Origin of the sequence: Haloplanus litoreus, from assembly GCF_045690335.1 — an archaeon.
Taxonomy (GTDB): Archaea; Halobacteriota; Halobacteria; order Halobacteriales; family Haloferacaceae; genus Haloplanus; species Haloplanus litoreus.
In genome coordinates this window covers 1,913,886-1,938,487 of sequence record NZ_CP147874.1, presented here as the reverse complement: position 1 = coordinate 1,938,487, position 24,602 = coordinate 1,913,886, and the positions used below count along the sequence as shown (strand labels likewise).

32 protein-coding genes and 4 tRNA genes are annotated in these 24,602 nt (G+C 65.3%); 12 read left to right on the top strand and 24 right to left on the bottom strand.

The window, feature by feature from the left end; translation table 11 throughout:
* Positions 1–62: 62 nt before the first annotated feature.
* The 14 genes from rpsB to moaA all read right to left on the bottom strand — a co-directional run bounded on the left by rpsB (position 63) and on the right by moaA (position 7,444).
* A complete protein-coding gene (gene rpsB / locus V8686_RS10545) occupies positions 63–857 on the bottom strand; it encodes a 30S ribosomal protein S2 (RefSeq protein WP_379703959.1) in 795 nt (264 codons plus the stop codon).
* The gene (eno, locus tag V8686_RS10540; protein WP_379703957.1) at positions 854–2,059 is read right to left on the bottom strand and encodes a phosphopyruvate hydratase; all 1,206 of its coding nucleotides are present in this window, start codon (positions 2,057–2,059) and stop codon (positions 854–856) included. Before eno ends, rpsB begins: the two co-directional genes overlap by 4 nt.
* Positions 2,056–2,235 carry a DNA-directed RNA polymerase subunit K gene (locus V8686_RS10535; protein ID WP_338739657.1) on the bottom strand — a complete coding sequence of 60 codons (180 nt, stop codon included), beginning with the start codon at positions 2,233–2,235 and terminating at the stop codon, positions 2,056–2,058. The genes eno and V8686_RS10535 overlap by 4 nt, the downstream gene beginning before the upstream one ends.
* On the bottom strand, positions 2,232–2,423 hold the full coding sequence (locus V8686_RS10530; RefSeq protein ID WP_379703955.1) for a DNA-directed RNA polymerase subunit N: 192 nt from the start codon (positions 2,421–2,423) through the stop codon (positions 2,232–2,234). Before V8686_RS10530 ends, V8686_RS10535 begins: the two co-directional genes overlap by 4 nt.
* Positions 2,424–2,435: 12 nt before the next feature.
* A complete protein-coding gene (locus V8686_RS10525; RefSeq protein WP_379703953.1) occupies positions 2,436–2,834 on the bottom strand; it encodes a 30S ribosomal protein S9 in 399 nt (132 codons plus the stop codon).
* Positions 2,828–3,265 carry a 50S ribosomal protein L13 gene (locus V8686_RS10520; RefSeq protein ID WP_379703951.1) on the bottom strand — a complete coding sequence of 146 codons (438 nt, stop codon included), beginning with the start codon at positions 3,263–3,265 and terminating at the stop codon, positions 2,828–2,830. The genes V8686_RS10525 and V8686_RS10520 overlap by 7 nt, the downstream gene beginning before the upstream one ends.
* Positions 3,262–3,612 (bottom strand): 50S ribosomal protein L18e, encoded by a 351-nt coding sequence (locus V8686_RS10515; RefSeq protein ID WP_379703949.1) that lies wholly within the window; start codon positions 3,610–3,612, stop codon positions 3,262–3,264. Before V8686_RS10515 ends, V8686_RS10520 begins: the two co-directional genes overlap by 4 nt.
* A gap of 20 nt (positions 3,613–3,632) precedes the next feature.
* Positions 3,633–3,717, bottom strand: a tRNA-Leu gene (locus tag V8686_RS10510).
* Positions 3,718–3,847: 130 nt separating this feature from the next.
* On the bottom strand, positions 3,848–4,597 hold the full coding sequence (locus V8686_RS10505; RefSeq protein ID WP_379703947.1) for a DNA-directed RNA polymerase subunit D: 750 nt from the start codon (positions 4,595–4,597) through the stop codon (positions 3,848–3,850).
* A gap of 4 nt (positions 4,598–4,601) precedes the next feature.
* A complete protein-coding gene (locus V8686_RS10500; RefSeq protein ID WP_251343352.1) occupies positions 4,602–4,991 on the bottom strand; it encodes a 30S ribosomal protein S11 in 390 nt (129 codons plus the stop codon).
* Positions 4,988–5,515 (bottom strand): 30S ribosomal protein S4, encoded by a 528-nt coding sequence (locus V8686_RS10495; RefSeq protein WP_379703944.1) that lies wholly within the window; start codon positions 5,513–5,515, stop codon positions 4,988–4,990. The genes V8686_RS10500 and V8686_RS10495 overlap by 4 nt, the downstream gene beginning before the upstream one ends.
* Before the next feature lie 3 nt (positions 5,516–5,518).
* A complete protein-coding gene (locus tag V8686_RS10490; protein ID WP_379703942.1) occupies positions 5,519–6,043 on the bottom strand; it encodes a 30S ribosomal protein S13 in 525 nt (174 codons plus the stop codon).
* A 17-nt stretch (positions 6,044–6,060) separates the two neighbouring features.
* Positions 6,061–6,145: transfer RNA gene (locus V8686_RS10485), tRNA-Ser, on the bottom strand.
* 291 nt (positions 6,146–6,436) lie between these two features.
* Positions 6,437–7,444: a GTP 3',8-cyclase MoaA gene (moaA, locus tag V8686_RS10480; protein ID WP_379703940.1), complete on the bottom strand. Its 1,008-nt coding sequence runs from the start codon at positions 7,442–7,444 to the stop codon at positions 6,437–6,439.
* Between the two features lie 160 nt (positions 7,445–7,604).
* On the opposite strand from moaA, the gene V8686_RS10475 reads away from it, so the two are divergent.
* The 5 genes from V8686_RS10475 (at position 7,605) to V8686_RS10455 (ending at position 11,330) form a co-directional block, all read left to right on the top strand.
* Positions 7,605–8,633, top strand: a complete 1,029-nt coding sequence (locus tag V8686_RS10475; protein WP_379703937.1) for an Mrp/NBP35 family ATP-binding protein — start codon at positions 7,605–7,607, stop codon at positions 8,631–8,633.
* Positions 8,634–8,791: 158 nt separating this feature from the next.
* On the top strand, positions 8,792–9,238 hold the full coding sequence (locus tag V8686_RS10470) for a universal stress protein (protein WP_379703935.1): 447 nt from the start codon (positions 8,792–8,794) through the stop codon (positions 9,236–9,238).
* Positions 9,239–9,401: 163 nt separating this feature from the next.
* Positions 9,402–9,830, top strand: a complete 429-nt coding sequence (locus V8686_RS10465) for a CBS domain-containing protein (RefSeq protein ID WP_379703933.1) — start codon at positions 9,402–9,404, stop codon at positions 9,828–9,830.
* A gap of 57 nt (positions 9,831–9,887) precedes the next feature.
* On the top strand, positions 9,888–10,529 hold the full coding sequence (locus tag V8686_RS10460) for a uracil-DNA glycosylase (protein WP_379703932.1): 642 nt from the start codon (positions 9,888–9,890) through the stop codon (positions 10,527–10,529).
* A gap of 45 nt (positions 10,530–10,574) precedes the next feature.
* Positions 10,575–11,330: a hypothetical protein gene (locus tag V8686_RS10455; protein WP_379703931.1), complete on the top strand. Its 756-nt coding sequence runs from the start codon at positions 10,575–10,577 to the stop codon at positions 11,328–11,330.
* A 176-nt stretch (positions 11,331–11,506) separates the two neighbouring features.
* Here V8686_RS10455 and V8686_RS10450 read toward each other — a convergent pair whose 3' ends face one another.
* Positions 11,507–11,650 (bottom strand): DUF7557 family protein, encoded by a 144-nt coding sequence (locus V8686_RS10450; RefSeq protein ID WP_379703930.1) that lies wholly within the window; start codon positions 11,648–11,650, stop codon positions 11,507–11,509.
* Between the two features lie 173 nt (positions 11,651–11,823).
* Here V8686_RS10450 and V8686_RS10445 point away from each other — a divergent pair.
* Positions 11,824–11,907: transfer RNA gene (locus V8686_RS10445), tRNA-Ser, on the top strand.
* A 245-nt stretch (positions 11,908–12,152) separates the two neighbouring features.
* Here the strand turns inward: V8686_RS10445 and V8686_RS10440 are convergent.
* Complete coding sequence (locus tag V8686_RS10440; protein ID WP_379703929.1) at positions 12,153–12,482, bottom strand: hypothetical protein; 330 nt, start codon at positions 12,480–12,482, stop codon at positions 12,153–12,155.
* Positions 12,483–12,863: 381 nt separating this feature from the next.
* Here V8686_RS10440 and V8686_RS10435 point away from each other — a divergent pair, with 381 nt between their 5' ends.
* A complete protein-coding gene (locus tag V8686_RS10435; RefSeq protein WP_379703928.1) occupies positions 12,864–13,178 on the top strand; it encodes a DUF5785 family protein in 315 nt (104 codons plus the stop codon).
* 199 nt (positions 13,179–13,377) lie between these two features.
* A complete protein-coding gene (locus V8686_RS10430; protein ID WP_379703927.1) occupies positions 13,378–14,718 on the top strand; it encodes an ABC transporter substrate-binding protein in 1,341 nt (446 codons plus the stop codon).
* 3 nt (positions 14,719–14,721) lie between these two features.
* Here V8686_RS10430 and V8686_RS10425 read toward each other — a convergent pair whose 3' ends face one another.
* Genes V8686_RS10425 through V8686_RS10410 form a run of 4 tightly spaced genes read right to left on the bottom strand, consistent with a single transcriptional unit; the run spans position 14,722 to position 18,548 of the window.
* The gene (locus tag V8686_RS10425; protein ID WP_379703926.1) at positions 14,722–15,450 is read right to left on the bottom strand and encodes an ABC transporter ATP-binding protein; all 729 of its coding nucleotides are present in this window, start codon (positions 15,448–15,450) and stop codon (positions 14,722–14,724) included.
* Positions 15,447–16,253: an ABC transporter ATP-binding protein gene (locus V8686_RS10420; protein ID WP_379703925.1), complete on the bottom strand. Its 807-nt coding sequence runs from the start codon at positions 16,251–16,253 to the stop codon at positions 15,447–15,449. Before V8686_RS10420 ends, V8686_RS10425 begins: the two co-directional genes overlap by 4 nt.
* Positions 16,246–17,607 (bottom strand): branched-chain amino acid ABC transporter permease, encoded by a 1,362-nt coding sequence (locus V8686_RS10415; protein WP_379703924.1) that lies wholly within the window; start codon positions 17,605–17,607, stop codon positions 16,246–16,248. Before V8686_RS10415 ends, V8686_RS10420 begins: the two co-directional genes overlap by 8 nt.
* Complete coding sequence (locus tag V8686_RS10410) at positions 17,604–18,548, bottom strand: branched-chain amino acid ABC transporter permease (protein ID WP_379706532.1); 945 nt, start codon at positions 18,546–18,548, stop codon at positions 17,604–17,606. Before V8686_RS10410 ends, V8686_RS10415 begins: the two co-directional genes overlap by 4 nt.
* A gap of 302 nt (positions 18,549–18,850) precedes the next feature.
* Between V8686_RS10410 and V8686_RS10405 the strand changes: the two genes are divergently transcribed.
* Both V8686_RS10405 and V8686_RS10400 read left to right on the top strand, forming a co-directional pair.
* Positions 18,851–19,336: a GNAT family N-acetyltransferase gene (locus V8686_RS10405; RefSeq protein ID WP_379703923.1), complete on the top strand. Its 486-nt coding sequence runs from the start codon at positions 18,851–18,853 to the stop codon at positions 19,334–19,336.
* A gap of 7 nt (positions 19,337–19,343) precedes the next feature.
* A tRNA-Thr gene (locus V8686_RS10400) sits at positions 19,344–19,417 on the top strand.
* Between the two features lie 319 nt (positions 19,418–19,736).
* On the opposite strand, the gene V8686_RS10395 is transcribed toward V8686_RS10400, so the two are convergent.
* On the bottom strand, positions 19,737–20,402 hold the full coding sequence (locus V8686_RS10395; protein WP_379703922.1) for a helix-turn-helix domain-containing protein: 666 nt from the start codon (positions 20,400–20,402) through the stop codon (positions 19,737–19,739).
* Positions 20,403–21,443: 1,041 nt separating this feature from the next.
* Entirely contained in the window at positions 21,444–21,650 is a 207-nt protein-coding gene (locus tag V8686_RS10390; RefSeq protein ID WP_379703921.1) for a cold-shock protein, read from the bottom strand.
* A gap of 218 nt (positions 21,651–21,868) precedes the next feature.
* Between V8686_RS10390 and V8686_RS10385 the strand changes: the two genes are divergently transcribed.
* Both V8686_RS10385 and V8686_RS10380 read left to right on the top strand, forming a co-directional pair.
* Positions 21,869–22,033, top strand: coding sequence for a hypothetical protein (locus V8686_RS10385; RefSeq protein WP_379703920.1), 165 nt, complete (start codon positions 21,869–21,871; stop codon positions 22,031–22,033).
* A gap of 319 nt (positions 22,034–22,352) precedes the next feature.
* Entirely contained in the window at positions 22,353–23,612 is a 1,260-nt protein-coding gene (locus V8686_RS10380; protein WP_379703918.1) for an inorganic phosphate transporter, read from the top strand.
* A 122-nt stretch (positions 23,613–23,734) separates the two neighbouring features.
* Here V8686_RS10380 and V8686_RS10375 read toward each other — a convergent pair whose 3' ends face one another.
* Positions 23,735–24,154 (bottom strand): universal stress protein, encoded by a 420-nt coding sequence (locus V8686_RS10375; RefSeq protein WP_379703916.1) that lies wholly within the window; start codon positions 24,152–24,154, stop codon positions 23,735–23,737.
* A 215-nt stretch (positions 24,155–24,369) separates the two neighbouring features.
* Positions 24,370–24,540, bottom strand: coding sequence for a hypothetical protein (locus V8686_RS10370; protein ID WP_407343885.1), 171 nt, complete (start codon positions 24,538–24,540; stop codon positions 24,370–24,372).
* Positions 24,541–24,602: the final 62 nt, after the last annotated feature.

Genomic DNA, 24,602 nt, shown 5'->3' with positions numbered 1-24,602 from the left:
GCGCGCTCGGCGGTGCCGTCGCTGTCCGGAGCGGGGCTCGTGAAAAGTATCTCGATAGCGCCTTAGATGCCCGCCTCGAAGTCGTCGAGGGCGTAGGCCGGTTCGGCGCCGCGACGGTCGAGCGTCTCGTTGGCCAGCAGCCAGTAGACGACGGACAGCGCACGCCGACCCTTGTTGTTCGTCGGGATGACGAGGTCGACGTTGCTGAGCTGATTGTTCGAGTCGCACATGGCGATGACGGGGATGCCGACCGTGATGGCCTCCTTGACCGCCTGTGAGTCACCGATGGGGTCGGTGACGACCACCACGTCGGGCTCGATGTACCCGTCGTAGTCCGGGTTGGTCAGCGTCCCCGGGATGAACCGCCCGGTGCGGGCGCGGGCGCCGATGGCCTCGGCGAACTTCTCGGCCGGGAAACGGCCGTACTGCCGCGAGGAGGTCACGAGGACCTGCTCGGGCGAGTAGTTCGCGAGGAAGTCGGCGGCCGTCCGGATGCGCTGGTCGGTCTGGCTCACGTCCAGCACGTAGAGACCGTCGTCACGGACGCGGTGGATGAACCGCCCCATGTCCTTGGTCTTCTGCTGGGTGCCGATGTGGACGCCCGCCCCGAGGTAGTCCTCGACCGGGATGAGGAGGTCGGCCTCGTCGTCGGGCATCACGTTCTCGTCGAACGGCGAGGCGTCGTCGTCCGCAGCCTCGGCGTCCACGTCTTCAGCCTCGGCCGCCTCGTCGGCCGCCTCGGCGGTCGGTTCCTCCGGTTCCTCGGCCCCGGCGTCGGATTCGGGGGCGTCCTCGGCCTCGGCGGCCGCCGCCTCCTCGTCCTCGACGTCCGGGGATTCGATGTCGTTGTCTGTCATACAGCGTCCTCCGCGATGCGGATGAGTTCGTTGAGCTTGGCGGTTCGCTCGCCGCCGACCGTCCCCGTCTTGATGAAGGGAGCGCCGGTCGCCACGGCGAGGTGTGCGATGGTCGTGTCCTCGGTTTCGCCCGAGCGATGCGAGACGACGGCCTCGAGCCCGTTGCGGGTCGCCAGTTCCACCGCATCGACGGCGTCCGAGAGCGTTCCGATCTGGTTGGGCTTGACGAGGATGGCGTTGCCGGCTTCCTCGTCGATCCCCCGCTGGAGCCGTTCGACGTTGGTGACGAAGAGGTCGTCGCCACAGAGCACCGTCCGGTCGCCGACCCGGGTCGTCAGGTCGGCGAAGCCGGCGAAGTCGTCCTCCTCGACGGGGTCCTCGACGTACGCGAGGTCGTACTCGTCGACGAGGTCGGCGATGTAGTCGACCTGTTCGGTCGGCGTCCGCTCGACGTCGCCGTAGCGGTAGACGCCGGCGTCGGCGTCGTAGAGTTCCGACGCCGCCACGTCGAGGCCGACTGCCACGTCGAAGCCGACGTCTTCGGCCACGTCGTCGGTCGCCGCGGCGACGATCTCGAACGCCTCGGCGTCCGTGACCGTGGGCGCCCACGCGCCCTCGTCGCCCTTGCCGGCGGGCACGCCCCGCTCGTCGAGCAACTCGCCGATTCGGTCGTGGACCGCGGCGTTGGCGAAGACCGCCTCCGAGACGCTCGGCGCGCCGTGCGGGACGGCGAGAAACTCCTGGATGTGGGTCGCCTCCTTGGCGTGTTCGCCGCCGCCGACGACGTTCCCGAGCGGAATCGGGAAGTTGTCGCCGCGGAACGTGCCGCCGAGGTGCTGATAGAGCGGGGCGCCGAGCACGTCGGCACCGGCCTTCGCGGCCGCCATGGAGATGGCGACGGCGCTGTTGGCGCCGATATTCGAGAAGTCGTCCGTTCCGTCCGCGGCGTGCAGGGCCGCGTCGACTTCCCGCTGGTTGCCCGCGTGGACCTCGCCCACGAGACGGGGAACGGCGTGTTCGCGTGCCGATGCGATGGCCTCGCCCGGCGGGAGTTCGATCGCCTCGTACTCGCCGGTTGATGCGCCGCTCGGTGCCGCCGCGCGTCCGAAGCCGCCGGACTCGGTCAACACGTCGGCTTCGACCGTCGGGTTGCCTCGGGAGTCGAGAATCCGGCGGAGACCCACCGAGCGAATCAGCGTCATTTGCCCTCCCGCCTGACCGTGAAGGGGAGTACCCCGGCGTCGTACTCTTCGGCTGCGACGAGAATGGGTTCGCTCTGTTCGGTGTCCACGAGCACCGGCGCGCCGTAGGACACCTGCAGGGCTCGCGCCCCCAGGATGCGGGCCTTCTCGTACCGATTGTAGCGTCCCTGGCTCATTGGTAGGGTGAGACGACGTCGACCAGGTCCTTGTGCGAGACGAACATGCGTCGACAGCAGTGCCGGGTCACGCCCAGGTCGTCGAGCACCTTCGCGGGGTCTTCGCCCGCGTCGAGACGAGCCTGGTACTCCTCCCAGTGCTCGCCGATGACCTTACCGCACGTGAAACACCGGACTGGGATCATCATGGGTGGATCACCTCAGCGGTAGGACTTCTGGTAGCGGGCCCGCGCACCGGGACCGCCCCACTTCTTGGGTTCGGACTGGCGCACGTCGTTGACCAGCAGCGACCGGTCGAACTCCATGAACGCGTCGCGGAGTTCGGCGTCGTTGTGATGTTGCACCAGTCCGCGAGCGATGGCGGTCCGCACCGCGTCCGCCTGCCCGGCGAAGCCGCCGCCGGAGACGGTCACGTCGATGTCGACCGTATCGCGCAGGTCGTCGCCCGCGATGCGGAACGGCTCCAGCATCTTCAGACGCGAGAGCTCCGGTTCCACCAGTTCCACGGGTTGGGAGTTGATTCGCACGCGACCCTCGCCTTCGCGCACCGTGGCGCGGGCGACGGCCGTCTTCTTCTTACCACTCGTGTTGGTTACCATGTGACGTTCGCACCCAGTTGTTCGGAGACGTCTCCGAGGGAGACGAATTTGATGTTCGAGAGGCGGTTCAGCGACGTGCCGTCGAGCACTTCGCCGTCCTCGTCGAAGGGGTTGCCGACGTAGACGCGGACGTTCTCGAACGCCTCGCGGCCGCGCGGCTTCTTGTAGGGGAGCATTCCGCGGATCGACCGCTTGAAGATGCGGTCGGGGCGCTTCGGGTAGTACGGCCCGCTGTCGGAGCCGAGACCCGCGCGCGTGCGGTACGTCTCCATCGTGTCCTCCTCGTTGCCGGTGATGACCGCATCCTCGGCGTTGATGACGGCGACCGTCTCGCCGTCGAGGGCGCGCTGGGACACCTCGCTGGCGACCCGACCCATGATGCAGTCCCGGGCGTCGACGACGACGTCGGCGTCGAACTCTGCGAGGCTCATCGAATCACCCGCACGTTGGATCCGTCGGGGTTCTCCCCGGCGACGTGTTCCAGTCGCTCGGCGTTCCCGACCTGTTCGATCTTCTGTCGCGCCGTCGACGAGAAGTCGACGGCCGCGACGGTGACGTTCTTTTCGAGCACACCGCTCCCCAGCACCTTGCCGGGGACGACGACGGTCTCCTCTTCGCGGGCGTATCGTTCGATCTGCCCGAGGTTGACCTCCGCGTGGGTGCGCCGTGGCTTCTCCAAGCGGTCCGCGACGTCCTGCCAGACACCGGCACCGGACTCGCGGGAAACCGCCTTCAACTCGGCGATGAGACTATTGAGTCTCGGATTGGTCTTACTCATTGTCTACCTCCAAAAAGGAGTGCAGGGAGCAGGATTTGAACCTGCGGACCCCTATGGGACAGCGCCCTGAACGCTGCGCCGTTGGCCTGACTTGGCTATCCCTGCACGCATGTCGCAGTATCGGTCGCCCCTTCAAACCAGTTTCGATTCCGTGGCCCCGCCGGGCCGCGGCGCTGGTCGCGGCCGCGGGGACGGGGATGGATGTCGATGGTTGGGTCCGGGGCATAGTGGGGTCTCAGACTGCGACTTTCGTTTCCAGTTCCGCCGCACGCTCGCCGATGGACTCGGCGGCGCGCGTGACCAGTTCCTCGACGCTGAACGACCCGTCCGTTTCCACGTGGAAGACGAACGCGTCGGGCACGTCGGTGACCTCGAGTTCCTTGCCGGGATATCGGGTGGTGAGGTCGTGATCGAACTCGTCGGTCGCGACGAGTTCGCCGTCCTCGGTTTCGATGACCCCGCGAAGGATGTTCGGCTCCTGTTCGTCGAACTCGCCGGCATCGCCGAGGACTTCGACGCGCTGGAGATGGCGGTAGCCGACGGCCACGCCGCCCTGGTGTTTGGCGTGGTCGCGGCCCGTTTCGAGGACGGCGTCCGCCTCGAGTTCGATCCGCTGTTGCTCTTTGAGTTCGATGACCGGGATGTTGTCGTCCGCCGGTTCGACCAGCGGCTCGGACGTCTCGATGTCGCCCGAGTAAGCCGTCGCCGGTCCCTCCACGTCGAGCGCCAGCGTCACCGTCTCGCCCACCTCGAAGTCGTCGAGGGGGGTCGTCAGTGGCACCAGCCCCAGTCGGAGGCCGATCATCTCGTCGAACATCACCGACGAGTTCTCGACGAACCGGACGGTGTCGATGGAGAAGGTCGGCACGTCGGCGATCATCGCCCGGCGGATGCCGTTGGCGAAGGCCGGCGAGACCCCTCGTACCAGAAACCGTGCGTTCCGGTCGTCGCGTTCGATGAACTCGACCTCGAAGTCGGCTACCATGATGTTAGAGGCGGCTGTTTTTCGGCGCGCGAGTACCGTCGTGCGGCATCGGCGTCACGTCCTCGATGCGGCCGATCTCGAGACCGGCACGGGCGAGCGCGCGGATCGTCGCCTGCGCGCCCGGCCCGGGGGACTTGTTGCCGTTGCCACCGGGGCCGCGCACGCGAACGTGGACGCCCTCTACGCCGGCCGCGAGGACTTCCTCGGCGACCGTCTCGGCCATCTGCATGGCCGCGTAGGGCGACGCCTCGTCGCGGTTCTGTTTCACGACCGTCCCGCCACTCGACTTGGCGATGGTCTCGGCACCCGTCTGGTCGGTGACCGTAATCAGGGTGTTGTTGAACGATGCGTGGACGTGGGCGATACCCCACTTGTCCTGTTCTTCTGCGCTCATTCTTGGGCCTCCGCGCGTTCAGGATGCAGGTCGTCCGCGAGCGGACTGTTCTCGTCGAAGGCGACGGTCGGCTGTTCGTCGACCTCCACCTTCTTCGACGGGGTCTGTACACGCGCACCGTCGACGGTGATGTGGCCGTGACTGACGAACTGTCGAGCCTGCTGGGGCGTGTGTGCCAGCCCCTTCCGGTAGACGACCGTCTGCAGTCGTCGTTCGAGCAGGTCCGTCACCTCGAGCGAGAGGACGTCACTGATGTCGTCCTCGCTCCCGAGGATGCCGATCCGCTGGAGGCGGGCGACGAAGTCGCTGCCGGCCTCCGCGGCCGTCTCGACGTCGCCCTGGGCGTCGCCGAGCAGTCGTCGCGCCTCGCGGCGCATGGACCGCAGTTCGGACTGTGCCCGCCAGAACTCCTCTTTGTTCTTCAGGCCGTAGCGACCGAGGAGGTCCGCTTCCTCCGCGATACGCTCGCCCTGATACGGGTGATTCGGCGTTTCGTAGAACTTGGTGTTCTTGCCGGTCGTCATGGGTTAGGCCTCTTCCTCCTCGGCGGCTTCTTCGGCCATGTCTTCCTTGATGGCCTCGACGTTGACGCCGATGGTGCCTTCGGTGCGGCCGGTGGACTTCGTCCGCTGGCCGCGCACCTTCTGTCCGCGCTTGTGCCGGACGCCACGGTAGGAGTCGATCATCTTCATGCGATTGACGTCCTGTGTGCGCGTCTGGCTGAGGTTGGAGCCGACTCGATGGCTGCTCTCGCCGGTGTAGAAGTCGTTCCGGCGGTTCACCATCCACTCGGGGACTTCGTCGGCGAAGTTCTCCACGACCTCGATCACGCGGTCGATTTCGTCGTCGTCGAGTCGCCCGAACGTGGCTGTTCGATCCACGTCGGCCGCGTCGGCGACGATGCGCGCCGTGCGCTTGCCGATGCCGTTCATGTCGGTGAGGCTCCGCTCGACGGCCTTCGTCCCGTCGAGGTCGGTCTGTCCGATTCGGACGAAGTACCGAAGGTCTTCGTCGTCCTCGGGGGAGCCGTCCTGTGGTTCTTCTGCACTCATGGATATGTGGGTGCGAGCGTTGCGGCGGGGATTCGAACCCCGGAGGCTTGACGCCACAGAGTTAGCAACCCTGCGCCTTGGGCCAGGCTTGGCTACCGCAACACCTGCGTTCGTATCGTCGCCCGCGCAAACCCGACGGGTTTGCTGGCAGGTGGGTTGGTTCACAACCCATCGACCTCTCGGACTCGGGGCCGGACGCCCCTGCAGCGTATGCACTCGGATGAACCCGGGGACGATACTTAAACATCACGAAAGGCCGGGGACGTGTGCCGGCCTCGCACGGCGGCGGCGGAGGAGAGCGACCGGGGGGCGTTCGTACGGACCGTTGTACGCCGGTTTCGGCGGTCACCACCCCCGTTGTCGGCGGCCGGGACACGGTGACGACGGTCCGTATCAGACGGTCGGTGCGCCGAGGTACTCCTCGTTGATCTCCCACTCCCCCTCGTCGTTCCGGATCATGTACTCGCCGTAGTAGGGGACGCGGTTGGCGACGGTTTCCCGGAACGTCTCGCGGATCTCGTCTTTGGTCATCTCACCCATCGACCGGAGGTCGTCGTTGCGGTTGAGACAGCCCTTGAGGTACCCCTCGTGGGTGACGCGAACTCGGTGGCAGTTGGCACAGAAGGTGGGGTTCTCGACTGGGTCGACGATTTCGACCATTCCCCGTGCTCCCGGCTCCGCGACCCGGGCGTCCGGATCGGTCCCGCTCACCCAGTAGCGTTTCCGGTCGTGCATCTCCCGGTGTTCCACCTCGTCGGCGATGTCGGCCAGCCAGTCGTGGACGCGTCCGATGTCGATGTTCCACTCCGGCTTGCCCGTGAGTTCGGGCATGTACTCGATGAGCTGCAGCTGGAGCCCGTCGTTCTCGGCGACGTGGTCGACCATCCCTTCCACGTACCCCGCAGTGTGTTCGAAGACGACCATGTTCAGCTTCACGGGGTCCAGTCCCGCGTCGAGCGCCGCGTCGACGCCCTCCATCACCCTCTCGTAGGCGCCGGATTTCGTGATTTCGGCGAAGGCCTCCGGCTCCAGAGCGTCCTGAGAGACGTTGACGCGTTCGAGGCCGGCGTCGACCAGCGCCTCCGCCCGTCCGGGGAGGTAGGTCCCGTTGGTCGTCATCGACACTTCCATCGAGTTGGGCGTCCGTCGGATGATCTCCTCGAGGTCGTCCCGGAGCATCGGCTCCCCGCCGGTGAACTTCACGCTGTCGACGTCGAACTCCGCGGCGACCTCCAGAAAGCGGACGATGTCCGCCGTCGACATCTCGTCGTCCTGTGGCTCCATCGGGCCCCGGGTGTCACCGAGCCCCTCGTTGTGACAGTAGACACAGTCGAAGTTACAGCGGTCGGTGAGCGAGACGCGCACGCCCGACACCTCTCTCCCGAAATCGTCCTCCAGCATTCTACCCGAGACTTCGTCCGAAGAGGCTTAAATGGAGACCCTTCGGGGCGGTCTATGTAACTGATAGCAGTTACACCACGCCGCCGGTAATTACGGCGGTCGGTTTCGTTCGGCCTGGGTGCGACAAAACCCTTATCCGGCGCTCACGCCGAGGCTGTCCATGGACGAAGCCGACGTACGGGAGCTGCTCGGGGGCGTCGAGGACCCCGATCTCGGTGACGACATCGTATCGCTGGGCCTGGTCAACGGCGTGGCGGTTGAGGACGGGGTCGCGAAGGTGTCTCTGGCCCTCGGGGCGCCGTACGCACCCACGGAGAGCGCCATCGCCGCGGACGTTCGAGAGACCCTCACAGACGCCGGACTGGAGGTAGAACTCACTGCCAAGCGGCCGGCCGCCCTACGTGACGACGAGGTGTTGCCGGGCGTGAAAAACGTCGTCGCCGTCGCCTCCGGGAAGGGCGGCGTGGGCAAATCGACGGTCGCCGTGAACCTCGCGGCCGGGCTGTCGAAACTGGGCGCCCGCGTCGGCCTGTTCGACACCGACGTGTACGGCCCGAACGTCCCCCGGATGCTCGACTCCGAAGACCCGCCGACCGCGACGGACGACGACACCATCATCCCGCCCGAGCGCTACGGCGTGAAGCTCATCAGCATGGCCTTCATGGTCGGCGAGGACGACCCGGTCATCTGGCGCGGCCCGATGGTCCACCAAGTGCTCACCCAACTCGTCGAGGACGTCGAGTGGGGCGAACTCGACTACCTCGTCCTCGACTTGCCGCCGGGTACGGGTGACACCCAGCTCACCATCCTCCAGACGCTCCCGCTCACCGGCGCCGTCATCGTCACGACGCCCGAGGAGGTGGCCGTCGACGACGCTCGCAAAGGTATCCGGATGTTCGGCCGCCACGACACGAACGTCCTCGGCCTCATCGAGAACATGAGCAGCTTCGTCTGCCCGGACTGTGGCGGCGAACACGACGTGTTCGGCTCCGGCGGCGGGCGGGGCCTCGCGGAGGCGAACAACCTCCCCTACCTCGGCGGCGTTCCCCTAGACCCCGAGATCAGAACCGGCGGCGAGCCGATGGTACTGAAAGAGGACAACCCCACGGCCGACGCCTTCCGCGTCATCACCGAGGACGTGGCCAACAACGTCGGCGTGGTCAACCGTCGCCGCGTCTCGAACTCCTGATCGAGCCGGCACAATTTTCAACGTGTTGGAACGAACGGGAGGTCCTTTGTCCGTCGGGACCGACCGTCGGGTGGTGACCTTCGCGTGTCGAGACCGTACCACACGATAGTGACCGTCGCAGGATCGTCAGACCGCACCGCTCCCTGGAGCGATACCCCATGACGGATCACGTGCTCGTCCCGGTCGACGGCTCGCCCCTCTCGCTGGACGCACTCCGTCACACGCTGACGGATTTCCCCGAGGCGTCCGTCACCGTCCTCCACGTCGTCGACCTCTTCGAACCCGACCACGGGGTCGGGGTCGACGGCGACACCACCTACGAACCCCTCGTCGGCTCCGAGGAGTGGTACGCCCGCGTCGAGGAGCGGTCCGAGGGAATCCTCGAGGAGGCACGAACCGTCGCGGCCGACCACGACCGTGACATCGAGACCGTGTCGGAGATCGGGACGCCCGCCCGGATCATCGTGGAGTACGCGGCCGAGGAACCGATCGACCACGTCGTCCTCGGCGCCCACGGTCGACAGGACGAGGACCGAACCCTGCTCGGGAGCGTCGCCGAACTCGTCACGCGCCGGGCGACGGTGCCCGTGACGCTCGTGCGGTGACTGATACGGCTCGTCGTTACCGTGTCTCGACCAGCGCCGACCACGGGAACGGCGACGGCCGGGAGCGGCGTACGACGACCCGTGTGATGCCGACCCGCGGATTCCCACCCCGTGGGAAGGAGACTTCGAATTTTTGTCAGCAGAGTATGATTGGTGTGCTGTCATGCCAGTTCAGAATCTCGCTGTCGACGTGGTGACGACGACCGGAGACACGACAGTCGCCGACGCGGCCCGGACGATGCGGGACGAAGAACTCGGGGACCTGGTCGTCGCCGAGAACGACCGACCGGTCGGTATCGTCACCGACCGCGACGTCGCCCTGGCCGTGGCCGAACACGAGGACTTGGCCGCGCTCACGGTGGCCGACATCATGACTACGGACCCGATCACCATCCACGAGGACGCCACGGCGACCGAACTGCCGGCGACGATGGCCGAGGGCCGAGTCCGCCGGATTCCCGTCGTCGACGACGACGGCCGACTCGTCGGTATCGCGACGCTCGACGACGTCGTCGCTACCACCGGCGAGATGCTGAAGGACGTCGCGACGGTCATCGAGGGGCAGTCCCGAGAGTACGAACCGGAGGCCTGACCGGCCGAACGGCGCACGCTCCCGACCGCTTTTGTGCCCGGGGAATCTGGTCGGCGTGTGGACCCAGCACAGGATCATCCCGACAACCCGTTCGGCATGGACGCCGACTGTCAGAACTGTCCGAACCTCTGTGACGTGCGGTCGAACGTCGTCCACGGCTACGGCGACGTGGCGGCCGACTTCATGTTCGTCGGTGGGTGGCCCGGTCCCGGAGCGGACCGCACCGGTATCCCCTTCACCGGCGACGACGCCGGGCGCCGCCTCCAGCGAATCCTGGGCGACCTCGGCTTCTCGAACTCTCCGCCGGACGCCGACCGACCGGACCTCGACGGCGCCTACCTGACGTATGTCACGCGCTGTCGCCACCCGGATCGCGGGCCGACGGCCGAGGAAGTCGGCACGTGCGACCCCTACCTGACCGCGGACGTGCGCATGATCAACCCGGAGATCATCGTCCCCATCGGAGCCGTGGCACTCCGGGAACTGGCAGTCGAGCACACGACCATGGACGCCGACTCGCTCTCCGTCGACGAGGCACACGCGACGACGATCAGGGGGCGCGGGTTCGAACTCGTCCCGATGCGGGGGCTGGCGGATCAGACGGACGCGGAGACGGAGGGGTTCGTCGAACACGTCGCCGAGTCGGTCCTCGGACGCGACTACCGGCAGACGAAGGGCCGGAGCGGCGCCCACGACTAGCCGTCGACCGGCGCGTTCAAGGCCACGCCGCCACGAACGACTGCCATGACCACCATCGCCGTCATGGCGGACCCCCCACGTGAGGGCTTGGTCGCGACTGAGCTCGCGGCGACGAGCCCGCTCACCGAAGCCGAGGCTGCGGAGCTGTACGCCGCGATGCTCAAGGACGTGTTCGTCGCCGTCACCCGCTCCGGCGGCGACCTGCTCGTCAACTACCGATCCGACGACCTCCTGCCGGCCGAGCACGTCACCGACACGCCGGCCGAGGCGGAGGTGCGCGCGCTCGCCGCCACGGCGCTCGACGATCCGAGCGACGCCCGCCTCGAACCGCAGGTCGGCTCGACGTTCGACGCCCGTGCCGGGAACACCGTCACCCACCTCCTGCGGGAGGAGGGAGTCAACTCGGCCGCCGTCGTCGAGGGGTCGGCGCCGTTCCTCACCCGGCCGCTCGTCGACAACGCGGCGATGAAGCTCCGACGGTCCGAAGTCGTTCTCGGCGCGTCCACCCGCGGGCGCGCCTACTACGCCGGCTTCACCGAGCCCATCGACTTCACCGACGCGTTCGCAGCACCTGAACTCGAGACGCTGACCGCTCGCGGCCGCGACGCCGGGCACGAGGTTGACTTCACCCCGATTCAGCCCGTCGTCGAGACGGGCGAGGACCTCCTCGACGCGCTCCCCCTCTTGAACGCACGCGTCGGCGCGGAGCGGGCCGTGCCAGTCCATACGGCCACCGTCGCGGACGAACTCGGCCTCCGGGTGGCGTACGACGAGTCGGACCCGCGAGTGGTTCGGGACTGATACGGACTGGTGTAACGGAGTCCCGGCCGTCGCCCCGCGATATCGACGCCGCGGAGCGACACGCGACACGCCGTCGCACTCGGCCGTCCGTACTCCGCTGTCGGGGGGCCGGACCCGTCATCGGGTGGTGTGTCGTCGCTGTCGGCAGCCACGCCCACGACGCCAGCGCCGGCGATTTACAGTCCCGGATCGCTAAATCGTCCCTCCTGTTCGTAGCTGTTCACGAACTCCTCTATGAACTCCTCGCGCGTCTCGTCGGCAGCACGGTGTTCGTCCAGTCGTTCCACGAGTTCGTCGGCGAGTTCGATTGTCTGCGACATACCCGATAGATGGCGGCGCAGGAAGGAAAACGGTGGCCACGACCCGGAGGCTCGCCGCCGCCAGCGGTCGTCGCTCCCGTGCAGTGGGGAGAACGATAGTTTCAACTTCGTCGGCCCGGTTCGTACGAATTGACCCCAGCGGCGCTCGAAGCCGACGATTTCGTGGGGTGTATGGTGGGATGGCAGAGCGGCCTATTGCGCCTGCCTTGAAAGCAGGTAGCCTCACGGCTTCCTGGGTTCGAATCCCAGTCCCACCGCCTTTTTGCGAACGACGGTGAGCGAACGGTGGAGCGGCAGGGATTCGAACCAGAGAGGGCGAGCACGGCGAGTTCAGAGCGAGCAGGTCCGACCGTGGTTCGAATCCCGGTCCCACCGCTTCTCCGTGAACGCCAGTGAACGGAGAGCGACCGCAGGAGAGCCGAGAATCGGCGGGACGACCCGGGACCGACGTCGACGAATCGCGTCGGGAACGCATCACCGCCCTGTCGGAGGGCGGGAGCCGCTAGATGGGGAGAAATCGGCCGCCTTCGTCGTGCCAGGAGACGACGAGGGGATCGTCGTCGTCCGCGGGCGAGAACTCCCCGTAAACGTCGCGCTCGACGGCGTAGAGTACCGCCTCGCGGGCGCCCTCGTCCACCGAGTGGACGGCTCGATGCGTTTCCGCCTGGGTATCCTTGTACACGCGGCCGACCGAGACGCGGTGACCGCCGGCGAAGAAACTGCCTCGGTCGTCGGTACAAAACGTCGATTCCGGATTCCACTGCTCCGGTGACGGACCGGAGTGGTCGGAAGGGCGTTCGGGCTCGGAATCGGGGGCGTCGTCCGCGGTCATTACATCTATGCACGGGGCGAACCAGCCTAAAGCGCTCGAAAACCTGCGTTTTATGCGTCCCGAAGTGGGTCCCGGCCCGGATCCACCGACCGGGTCGACGCCCCTTCCCTCGCCGTCCGCGGTGCGTGAGAACGCGAACCGTGACAACGAATGACCTGAACAATAATTATATACTTGGCCGTGTATATCTCGGGTATGTCGACACAGGAGTCGACTCCGGCGTCGTTGCACCGATGCGGCTGTGGTGAGACGTTCGACTCGACGGCGGAACTCCTCGAACACGTCCGAGAAGTACACCGGTTCACGCCGTGGTGACCCGGCCGAGCCGTCTTCTGGCAGCACGAACGTAACGGCTATGGGCCGTCCGTCCGAGAGGCCGGTATGGACTGGCCACACGACCCCGACGGTGAGGAGGGAAGCGAAGGCCGGCGCAAGTACGGTCACGCCGTCATCGCGAAGAAGATAGACGAGGAAGAGGACTTTCCGCTCGACGTCTCGGCGTTCGTCGAGGAGTACGGGGACGATCCGGTCCGGATCGACTTCGAGACGGTCGTCGCCGTCCGTGACATTTTCGACGACATCGAGCAAGACGAGTTCGGCGACTTCGTCGCGCTCCACCGTGCCCTCGGCGAGACGATGCGCGAGAACGGATACTGGTTCTACGAGGGTGCCGAGACGTTCGTCGGCGACGCCTGATTCGGATCGTCGTCACCCGTCCCGACCGTCCCGTAATCGGCGGCGGCCGGAAACGACGGACGATAGCCCGCGTGAAACGGGGTCGTCGGTTCGTGGCGGACCATCCGGTGGATTGATACCCCGAGATCGCAGGCCCGTGTGATCGACGGACATCGGATTTGCGGAAGAGTTTATAAATTATCCGGCCGTTGGAGTCCGTATGGTACATGATATCGGACGGCGTGAATTCCTCGTCGGTACCGGAACGGCCGGAACCGTCGGCCTTGCAGGATGTATCGGCGGCGACGGTGGTGGGGGCGGCGACGGCGGCGACGGTAGTGGGGGTGGCGACGGCGGCGATGGGAGTCCGGAGATGCTCGTCGTCATCGGCTACCCCGAGAGCGGGATCCAACTGTTCCGTAACTACTACTCCATGGCGAGCGGCGAGCGTGACGTGTTGGTACCGGACGGCCTCCGCGACGGGGCGATGCCCGGTCAGGTCGGCAACGACATGGCCAACGTCATCGGAACTGCGCCGGCGGCCGGCGGGCCGAACCAGTCGGCGTTCAACCAGCTGTTCCAAGACCAGTACGGGTCCTCTCCCGGGGTATTCACCTCGCAGTCCTACGATTCGGTCGCGATTCAGATCCTCGCCAACGCGGCGGCCGGAGAGAACGACGGAACGGCCGTCCGCGACCAGATGCGCCGCATCGCCAACCCCGGCGGAACCGAGTACGGCCCGCAGGACTTCCTCGACGCCGTCGAAGCGGCGGCCAACGGCGAGGACATCAACTACCAGGGCGCCTCCAGTGCGACCAACTTCAACTCGGCCGGTGACCCCGCGTCCGCGGCCTACTCCATCTGGGAGTTCCAGGGCGCCGACACGGAGGGAACCACACAGATCGAGGTCCAGAACTTCGAGAGCGAGAACCCGGAGGGCGGGGGGCCGAGCGCCGACGGCGGCCCGGGCGGGATGGGTCGTACCATCGACGTGGGTATCCTCCTGCCCGAGACGGGTGACCTCGCGTCGGTCGGCGGGCCGATGATTCAGGCGGCCCAGTTGCCGGCCCGGCAGGTCAACGACTCGGATCTGGACCTGGAAGTCAACGCGCAGGTCGAGGACACCCAGACCTCGCCGTCGTCGGGCGTCAGCGCGGCGGAGTCGCTCGTCAACGCCGGCATGCCGAGCGTCTGTGGCTCGGCGTCCTCGGGCGTGAACGTTCCCGTTTCCCAGGAGGTGTTCATCCCCAACCAGATCGTCGGCTGTTCCCCGTCGAGTACCGCCCTCTCGGTCACCAACCTCGAGGACGACGACTACATTTTCCGGACGGCCCCCTCGGACCAGCTCCAAGGTCGCGTGATGGCCCAGGTGGCGTCCGAGCGCCTCGGAAACTCGACGGCCGCGACCCTCTACGTCAACAACGACTACGGGCAGCAACTCTCCGAGCGGTTCACCGAGGTGTTCGAGAACACCTTCGACGGCACCGTCACGGACCAGGTCGCGTTCAACATCGGCGAGTCGTCGTACACCTCGGTCATCGAGACGGCGCTGTCCGGGTAGAGCTTAGCCGCCCAAGAACTCCCGACGGACCTCGTCGTCGTCGAGGAGCGTCCGCCCGTCGCCTTCGAACCGGTTCCGGCCGTTGGCGAGGACGTACCCCCGATCACACCGCCGGAGTGCCTCCTTCGCGTTCTGCTCGACCATCAGGATGGCCGTCCCCGCGTCGTTGATCTGGTCGATCCGATCGAACATCTCGTCGACCAGATCCGGCGCGAGACCGGCGCTCGGTTCGTCGAGGAGAAGCAGGCTCGGATCGAGCATGAGCGCTCGGCCCATCGCGAGCATCTGTCGTTGCCCACCGCTGAGCGTCCCTGCGGACTGGGCCTGTCGCTCTTCGAGGATGGGGAACCGCTCGAACACCGCGTCGAGTCGGTCCTGAGGGATGTCGTCGAGGATGTACGCCCCCATCTCGAGGTTCTCCCGGACCGAGAGGGAGGCGAACACGTTGTCGGACTGTGGCACGTAGCCGATACCCTCGTGGATGATCTCCTCCGGCGATCGGCCGGTGATGTCCGTCCCGTCGAAGCTGACGGTTCCGCCCATATACGTCGTCAGGCCGAACACGGATTTCATCACGGTCGACTTGCCGGCGCCGTTCGGACCGACGATGGTGACGTACTCCTCGTCGTCGACGGTCAGGTCGACGCCGTCGAGGATCTGCAGGTCGCCGTAGCCCGCATCGAGGTCCGCGACGTAGAGCAAGTCGGCCGCCGCCTCCGCACCGACACTCATACGTCGCCTCCCAGGTACGCCTCGACGACGTCCTCGTTTGCCTTGACCTCCGCGGGGGTGCCCTCGGTCAGGATCCGTCCCTGGTGCATCACGATCACGTGCCGGCAGTTGTTCATGATGAGGTCCATGTCGTGTTCGACCAGCAGGAAAGTGTACCCCTGATCCCGAAGTTCGTGGATGTGTTCCAGGAGTCGGCGTTCGAGCGTCGGATTGACGCCCGCGAATGGTTCGTCGAGCAAGAGTACGTCCGGGTCGGTCAACAGCGCGCGGGCCATCTCCAGGAGTTTCCGCTGGCCGCCCGAGAGGTTGCCCGCGTACTCCTCGGCGAGGTGTTCGATGTCGAAGAACTCCAGCGTCTCCCACACTCGATCCAGCAACTCCGTTTCCTGCTCGACGACGCTCGCGCGAGTGACGGGGAGAACCGACCGCCAGAGCCGTTCGCCGCGTTGCCCCTTCGGCGCGAGCATCATGTTCTCCAGAACGGTCATCTCCTTGAGTTCGCGCGCGATCTGGAAGGTGCGGACGAGGCCGCGGTCGGCGATCCGATGGGGGGTCAGGCCCGTGATGTCCTCGCCGTCGAAGGTGACAGTCCCGGCGTCGGGCGTGAGCATCCCTGTGATGAGGTTGAACGTGGTCGACTTGCCGGCGCCGTTCGGGCCGATCAGTCCGGTGAGCGTGCCCCGCTCCACCTCGAACGTCGCGCCGTCGACGGCGGTGATCCCCCCGAACTGCTTCTCCAGTCCCTGGACCCGGAGCGGCGTGTCGGTCACGTCCGGTCGCGACCGCTCCGACGCCTCACTCATCCTCCGCACCTCCGCCCGTCTCGGCCTTGGAGGCGACGCCGGCGCTTCTGTCGCCACCGGCGGGACGACCGATCAGCGGGATGGCCGCCGCCGTCTCCTTGCGGTGGCCGAGCATCCCCTCGGGCCGGTTGTGCATCAGCCAGATCAACACGACGCCCATGACGACGAGCTGGAGCTGGCGGACCGAATCGAGCGTGTAGAGTAAGAAGGGGATGGGATCCAGATTCGCGATCAGTGGCGCGACGGCGGGACCGAAGCTTCCGGGGGCGTCGCCGGGCTGGAAGACGCTCGTGACGAGGTTCTGGAAGTAGAGCGGACCCTGATAGAGTGCGGCGGCGAAGATAGCACCGCCGACGACGCTCCCGGTGTTCGACCCGGCGCCGCCGATGATGAGTGCGATCCAGACGAAGAACGTGAGCCGCGGGCGGAAGAAGTTCGGCGTGACGGCACCCTGCCCCATCAGCCAGAGGATGCCGACCAGCCCCATGAGCGCACAGCCGAGCATGAACGACGTGATCTTGAAGCGGTCGGTGTTCTTGCCGAGGGCGCGGGCGACGTCCTCGTCCTCGCGGATGGCCTTCAGCACGCGACCGAACGGGGATTCTCCCGTCCGCTTCAGGAGCCAGAAGTAGGCGGTGACGACCCCCAGGAGGACGACGCCGTAGACGAGGCTGTGGACGATGGGGTCGGGGTTGTTCGTGACGACCCGCCCGACGAGTGCGACGAGGGCGTCGTAGACACCGGAGAGGCCGAGTGCGTCGATGAACGTCAGCAGTGGGTCTGGGAAATCGAGGATGAGACCGCTCCCGCCGCCGAAGCCGACGCGGGTAGTGTCGCCGGCGAGCGTGTGGGGGGACTGGAACTGCTGGAAGGTCGAGGAGAGGAGGGAGAAGCGGACGATTTCGGACATGGCGATGGTGACGATGGCGAGGTAGTCGGCGCGGAGTCGAAGTGCCGGGAGCGCGACCACGAAGCCGAGGAGGGCCGCGGCGACCATTCCCGCGAGGATACCGATGGGGATGGGCAGACCGAGACCGCCGACCTGCGCCGCACCCCCGGAGCCGTAGAGTGGTTTCGAGACGAACGCCATCACGTAGATGCCGACGGCCATGAAGCCGACGACGCCGATGTTGAACAGTCCCGTGTACCCCCAGTGGAGGTTCAGAGCGAGCGCGAGCGTGGCGAAGACGCCGATGTAGAACGTGAGGGAGGCGATGGAGTTCAACTGCCCGCGGAGGCTGTAACCCAGGATCTGCCCGCTCAGCAGGTACGCGGCGTAGATGACGATGAGGACGGCGGTGATCTTGACGGCGTCTTCCTCCCAGAGCCGTTTCGCGGACTCGGCGGCGCTCATGCGGTCGACCTCCCGGAGAACAGCCCCTGCGGGCGGACCAGCAGGATGACGATCATGACGACGAACGCGGCCGCCCGCGAGAACGCGGAGGGGATCCAGAGCACGGAGACGGAGGCGGCGACGCCGATGACGAGGCCGCCGGCGATGGCGCCGTAGATGGAGCCGATGCCACCGAGAATGACCGCCGCAAAGATCAGGAGCAGGAGCAACCAGCCGTCGTTGAATCCGAGAGTCCCCTTCCAGAGGACGAACACGTAGCCGGCGACGCCGGTGAGACCGCCGCCGACGATCCAGGTGGCGCGGACGACCCGTTCGGTCGGGATGCCGGTGATCCGGGCGAGGTCCTCGTTGTCGGACATGGCCCGCATCGCCTTGCCGAGTTTCGTCGTCTGGAGCAGGAGGTGGACGCCGAGCATCAGGCCAGTGGCGACGACGAGGAGCGTGATATCGTGGGCGTCGATGCGGACGACGCCGTCGACGAAGTAGAGCGGGATCTGCGGGATGGCGCCGGCGGCCGTCGTCCCGCGGACGTCGGAGCCGAAGACGAACTGGATCAGGTACCGAAGCGCGAACGCGACGCCGATGCTCGTGATCAGGAGGGTGATGCCGCTCTCGTCGCGGATCGGCCGGTAGACGATCCGGTCGAGAGCGAGCGCCAGCAGGACGGTGACGACGCCCGCGACGACGACGCCCGCGACGACGGCGACGGGAGTGGTCGTCACACCGATGCCGAGCGCCCCGCCGAGGACGGAGCCGCCGGCGCCGACGAGTAGGAGCGAACCGACGTCCGCCCGGCCCAGACCCGCCAGCAGGTAGGTGGTCGCCCACCCCGCGAACGCGCCGCTCGTGATGTAGTCACCGTGTGAGAAGTTAGCGAAATTGAGAATACTGTAGGTCATCGAGAGACCGATACCGGCCAGACCGACCACGAGACCGCGCATCAGACCGTCCCAGACGAGCGAGCCGACGCGGGAGAACGTGACCGCGTCGGAGATCAGCAGCCCCCAGAGCAGGTCGCCGAGCAGAAAGAGCCCGATGGCCACGAATACGGCCGCCAGGGCTCGGTCGACCGTCAACAGTCGCCCGCTTGCGTGCGCGTCCGTGAATCCCATAGTGGAAGTCTCGTGCTGTGTGGGAACGTGACACGGTCATAAACCTTTCTTTCAATCGGGTGACTGAAGTTCACCACCGGCGTCGGTCGCCCGGACGGAACTGACTTCGGCGACGTTGCCCTACGGAGCGTATGGTCGCCGTCGAGTCGGCGGAGCCGGACGACGCTGATGCGGTCGCCGACCGGTGGGCCGACCTCGCGGCCGGACAGCGCCGCTACGGCTCCCACCTCCGCCCGGACGAGAGCGGGGCGGCGATTCGGGAGCTGATGGCCCGGGCCGCGGCGGACGGCCGTCTCGACGTCGCCCGTACCGACGACGACATCGTGGGGTTCGTCCGCTACGACATCGAGCGCGGTCCGCTCGCCCAGGACGTGATCCGTGGCGTCGTCCGGGACCTGTACGTCGACCCCGAGCGGAGAGGTGAGGGCGTCGGCGGGGCGCTACTCGACGCCGCGGAGCGCGAACTGCTGGCGCGCGGCGCCGACGTCGTCACGGTGGAGGCGATGGCCGACAACGAGGACGCGATCCGGCTGTACGAACGGCGCGGGTATCGTCCGCACCGAATCGCGTTCGAGCGAGAGGTCGAAAACGATAAACGCTCCCGCGGGAACCGATAATCCACGCGCCAGGGGAGCATGGGCGGTTCATGCACTCGACTTGTAATCGAGACTTCGTGGGTTCGAATCCCACCCCTGGCTTCGAGCCAAAGGTGCAAAGCCTCGCCTGCCGTCCAGTTGTCTGCGATGGACAACGATCTCGAGCCGCGGATCGAACGGCTTCGCGACCAGTGGAGGCCGTCGAGCGCGGCGGCGCCGACGACCGTCTCGGCCGGGAACTCGTCAACCGTGCCGCCGTGATCCGGACCGCAGGTGTCTTAGAACGTCCGGTGACAGGGTTTCAGAATCCGTGCTGAACGTACGGTACGTCCCGGTCACGACACCCGACCGGTCGCGCTGACGGCGACATGTGTCGTGCCTTCGGGGTGTCATCGTCGCCACTGCACCGAGGAGTCGTTGCTCAATCTGGCTGTTCACTGCCATCCAGCAGGGACGATACGACGAGCCGCTTGATTCCACGTCGAAGGAGACCACTGGCTGCAGGTTGAGAGATATCCAGATCAGCGGCGACCTCGCTGAGAGTCGCGTTCCGTGGTTCCTCGAAATACCCTGTTTCGAATGCGACGAGGAGTGCTTCTCGTTGGCTGTCGGTCAACCCCGCGTCCGTATTACCCAAACTAGCGTATTCGTTCACTCGCAGTAAATCGATATCAATGTCGTTCTGTTGTGCATAGTCCCAGAGGTGGACCAGCCCCGATCGGTCGGGCATCCACACCGTTAGGATCCAAGCGCTTCCGTCGTTCTCCATGTCGAGGATGACACCGCTCGCGGCCGAAATGACTGGAGAGAGAATCTTCGCTTCGTCCGTATACTCGAAGCTATAGATTGCCTCCTCGTCTCTGGTTTCGATGACCCGTTCGAATTGGTCGATGGTGCGATCACTCCGTAATCCGTCTTCGAACTGGAGAAAGTCGGAGGACTCTATGTGATAGAAGAATCGTCCCGACGTTGGATCCGTGCCTGCCTCTGACACCGACCTGACTTTCGAACTTCGGTCGTGAGTGACCGTCTCGGTGAGCACTATGTCGGGGTGCTTGACTCGGACGACCGCTTTAATGTCAGTCATTGTTTTGTAGGGCGGTAGTTTTAGCGTATCAAAACGTACAATCGAGATGGTTCAGATGTCTGTCGGAACGCCACGTTGCACTGTTGCTCTCCGATAGTAGCAGTGGCCGTGTGACGGCTTAACTGAGTCGGCTGGTCATCGGTTCCGAATACGAGGGCCCTGTTCGATATCACCGCTCAGATGAGACGGACAGACCGTAAACCACTCAGGAAGGAACATACCCCCCCGCGAATCGGCCGTTTCAACGCGTTCGGCCGCAGCCATCTCGATATCTCAGATGCGATGGTTGAACAGTCTCGCCCAGAGACGCTCAAACCGACCGGCTCCGAATGGCGGGAAGACCCCGGCGGGGAGGTAGAATTTTGATTCAGGGGCTCTGCCTTGCTCGTCGGTGTGGGATCTCTGTGTCATACAGGTGAATAGTGGACCCGTGACCGCATTGCTCTGTAGCTTATTCGTATAACCCGTTTATACCGTGTTTGGAAGAGTTCCTGCACCCTGACACCTTCCGCACGCCGCTCGGTGGAACCGATGGAAACGACGAGAGGCGAGTGAAAAGACGGCTATCGTCACAGAGAACGCCGCGAGAGAGTTTCGAGGCGTGTCCGTCCCCGTTCCGGGTCAGTGTGCTACTAGCTCTGTGGTGCCACTCTCTTATCTCGTCCCCCGGGGCCACCGGATCCCAGACCCACAGAGCAGCGCCCGACTGCTGAACGCACTTTCTACCGTCAACAGCCGGATCGTTCGCTCACGCTCCGCTGATTACAGCGCGCGAGTTCGGCACACACTGGCCCCAATCGCCGGTCACGGGGTATGGTGGGAATCGCCGTGCCGCCTCGGACGTGCCACATATTACCACATCGCTCGGCGAACTGAACGGGGCGCGATCAACACGCCAGTAAGGGCTAACGAGGGTGCGGATCGCTCACTACGGAGAACACGGATAGCGTCGGCTATGTGGGTGACCGTCCGAAAAATCGATGTCGTTGTTCGTCGCTGTTCGTCGCTGTTCGTCGCTGTGAGAGACGGGGTGTCTCGGGCTTACTGCCGGACGACGTTCGTCGCGCGAGGCCCCTTCGGTGAGGACTCGATGTCGAACTCGACTTCAGTACCTTCGGTGAGGTCCTCGCCGCCAACGTCCTCCATGTGGAAGAAGACGTCTTCGTCGTCGTCGAGGTCGCCGTCGTCAGTCGAGATGAAACCGTAACCGCCTGTGTCGTTGAAGAAATCAACCGTACCGTTTGCCATTACAAACGAACGTAGGTGCGAGAACGGCATAACCCTTCCGAGGGTCGGGGTACCACGACCCGTTACAACGTGTTCGCATGCGAACGTAGCAACGTTGCCGTTGGCCGGAGCGTGCTGAACACCTGTCGTATATTAGCAAGTGCACTGTAGTCTGGAGTGACCGTTCGATATCGGTATCCTGCCCAATGCTTATTCGGTTTCCACACCTCCTTCGAACGGTGAGTCTATTCGAGAAAGCCGGCAAGAAGTTCGAGGAAACGAAACGGATGTTCACGGATGGGAAGGAAGCCGAGTACGTCTGCCGATCCTGTGAGGAGCCAGTGGCTGAAAACTGTGGGTACTGCCCCCACTGCGGCGAAGAGGCGGTCGAACCCGTAGAGTGACCTTCTCGCCGAGAACCGCCCGTGGTCGAGCCTCGATCGGTCTGTCCACCCCCTTCTTGGCGGCTGTGTCGGCTCATCGTGGACGGAGCGACCACTCGGAGTTTGCTGACCACATTCTCCCCGTTCAGTACTCCGTTCCGTCTAGAATCCGTGTAGGTCTCAGCAGCCGTGCCCGAATCAGTATGGACGACGGGAGTACTGCCTGTCACTAACACAGCAATACGCCCCGATCACGCGAAGGCTGTAGCCTCGTTCAGGCGGATAACGAGCGGTAGACGAAGCCCTAACTCTTTTTTTGCAAGCAAACTTGATGAGGAACGTGACAGGGATCCTGATAGTCGTGGGGTTGCTGGTGGCGGTGTTCGTCGGCTTCAATATCGGGGGATCATCTACCGGCGTTGCGTTCGGCCCGGCGGTCGGTAGTCGAATCGTCAGGAAGGTCACCGCCGGAGCGCTGTTTACTGTGTTCGCGTTCCTCGGAGCGTGGACGATCGGTCGGAACGTCATCGCGACGATGAGTAGGCAAATCGTCGATGCAGCAGCCTTTACACCCGCGGCGAGCGTCGGCGTCCTCTTTTTCACCGGTCTCGCGCTCTTGATATCGAATCTCTATGGAGTCCCGGCCTCAACCTCGATGACCGCTGTTGGGGCGATCGTGGGACTCGGGCTGGCAACGGGGACACTCAACGCGGAACTGATGTTTACCATCCTGTCGGCGTGGATCGTTGCTCCACTGATAGCCCTCTCTATGGGCGCGTTCATCGGCCGGTACCTCTATCCCTATCTTGACGCCAAACTCGCGTTTGGTCGCCTCACCGATCCGTTGATCGCCATCGACACTCGGGGGACAATCCCGCGACTGTCGGTCAACGAGAACGTGGCGCCTCGGGATATAGCCGGCTCGGCGCTTGTGGTGGCAATTGCCTGCTACATGGGGTTCAGCGCCGGGGCCTCGAACGCCGCGAACGCGATCGCCCCACTCGTCGGAAACGGAGCCATCGACCCCAGCCCGGCGATTCTTCTGGCGGTCGGGGCGATCAGCCTCGGTGGGTTCACGATCGCTCGGCGGACGCTGACGACCGTTGGAGATGACGTCACGGACCTGCCAATTCTGGCAGCGCTCATCGTCTCGTCTGTGGGTGCGACGATCATCACCGTCCTGTCGTGGCTCGGGATTCCGGCCAGTCTCGCGGTGAGTACGACCAGTTGTATCATTGGGCTCGGGTGGGGCCGAGCAAGCCGTGCGCGGACGCTCGCGGAAATAGCCACCCCGTCTCCTCCCGGCGAGCCTGGTCTGGGGGTCACGACCGGCGCACTCACAGCCCCTCCGACTGAGGGCGCTGCGGACGTCGCCGCGAGCCCGACGGTCGGGGAACTCGCTGAGGGCGAAACGCCTGAGCCAGACACACTGCAGGCGTCTCCGGACCGCGTACCACGGGTCGGCGAGGAAAATCCCGAGGAACTGTCCGCCGAAAGCCTGTTCGATCCCGCAGCGACGGCTCGCATCGTGGCACTCTGGGTGATCACGCCGACGATATCGGTCGTGGGGGCCTACCTCCTGTTTTCACTCCTCGCCTAAGAGAGCACCCGCCCGCCGAGACGGAGCCGTATCGGGGTGGTGCGGAGGGGAGTAGTACTGACCAGTCGGACACCGTTAGCTGTGCTCGAGTCCGTCTGTCCGGCAGTCTCAGTGAACGCCACTCACCGGGCGACGATGACAGGGACGGGCGAGTTGCGGAACACTTTCTGGGCGACGTTTCCGACGGCCAGTCGATCGGCCAACGAGCCGCCGTGGCTCCCGATGACGACCGCATCGAAATCGTCGGCTCTGTTCAGAATCGCCCGAGCTGGGTGGCCCAGTTGAACCTCGGTGGTGATCTCGACGCCGTATCCGGCCGCAAGTTCCTGGGCGTCAGCGAACACCTCCGTTGCGCGTTCCTCCGCAGCCCCTTCAAGATCCTCTTCGAGAGCAAGTGACGTGGCTGCTCCCCCCCAGAGTGACGGTTCGCCCACGACGTGCAAGACGGTGATCTCCGCGTCGGGGTGGTTCTCGAGGGCGTACGCGAGCGCCTGCTGGGCCATCTCCGAGTCGTCCATCGGAACGAGAATTCGTGAGATCATGGGGTAGTTACGGCCGTGAGGTGAATAAAACGGCAGGTTGGTCCTTCGGGTCATGGGGTGCCACCGTGACGCGAGGGTGCCGGCCTCGGTGATCGGTGAGCTGATCGGATGCACTGTTTCCTGACGAGCCGATCGCTAGCAGTAGCCACACGGACGCGGGCCGTGTTTCGGAATTCGAATGGCTTGCGATCCCGGCCGATCCAGACCCGTTCGTGTCACTCTCCCTTCAGCTCAGCCATACACTCGGCGCAAACTTTCAAATCGTCTTCCCCAGCAAGGTCTTCCTCGCCGTGGTCGATTGAGTCGATTAGCTCTTTCGAGATGACGTCCGGCGAGATGCGTTGAAGATCGTCCACATCACGGCCGCATCGAGCACAGTTGACCATGAAAATGAAGTAGCGAGGTCGCAATTTAGTACTGTTGGCTACGAACTCTGCCGTCGACACCG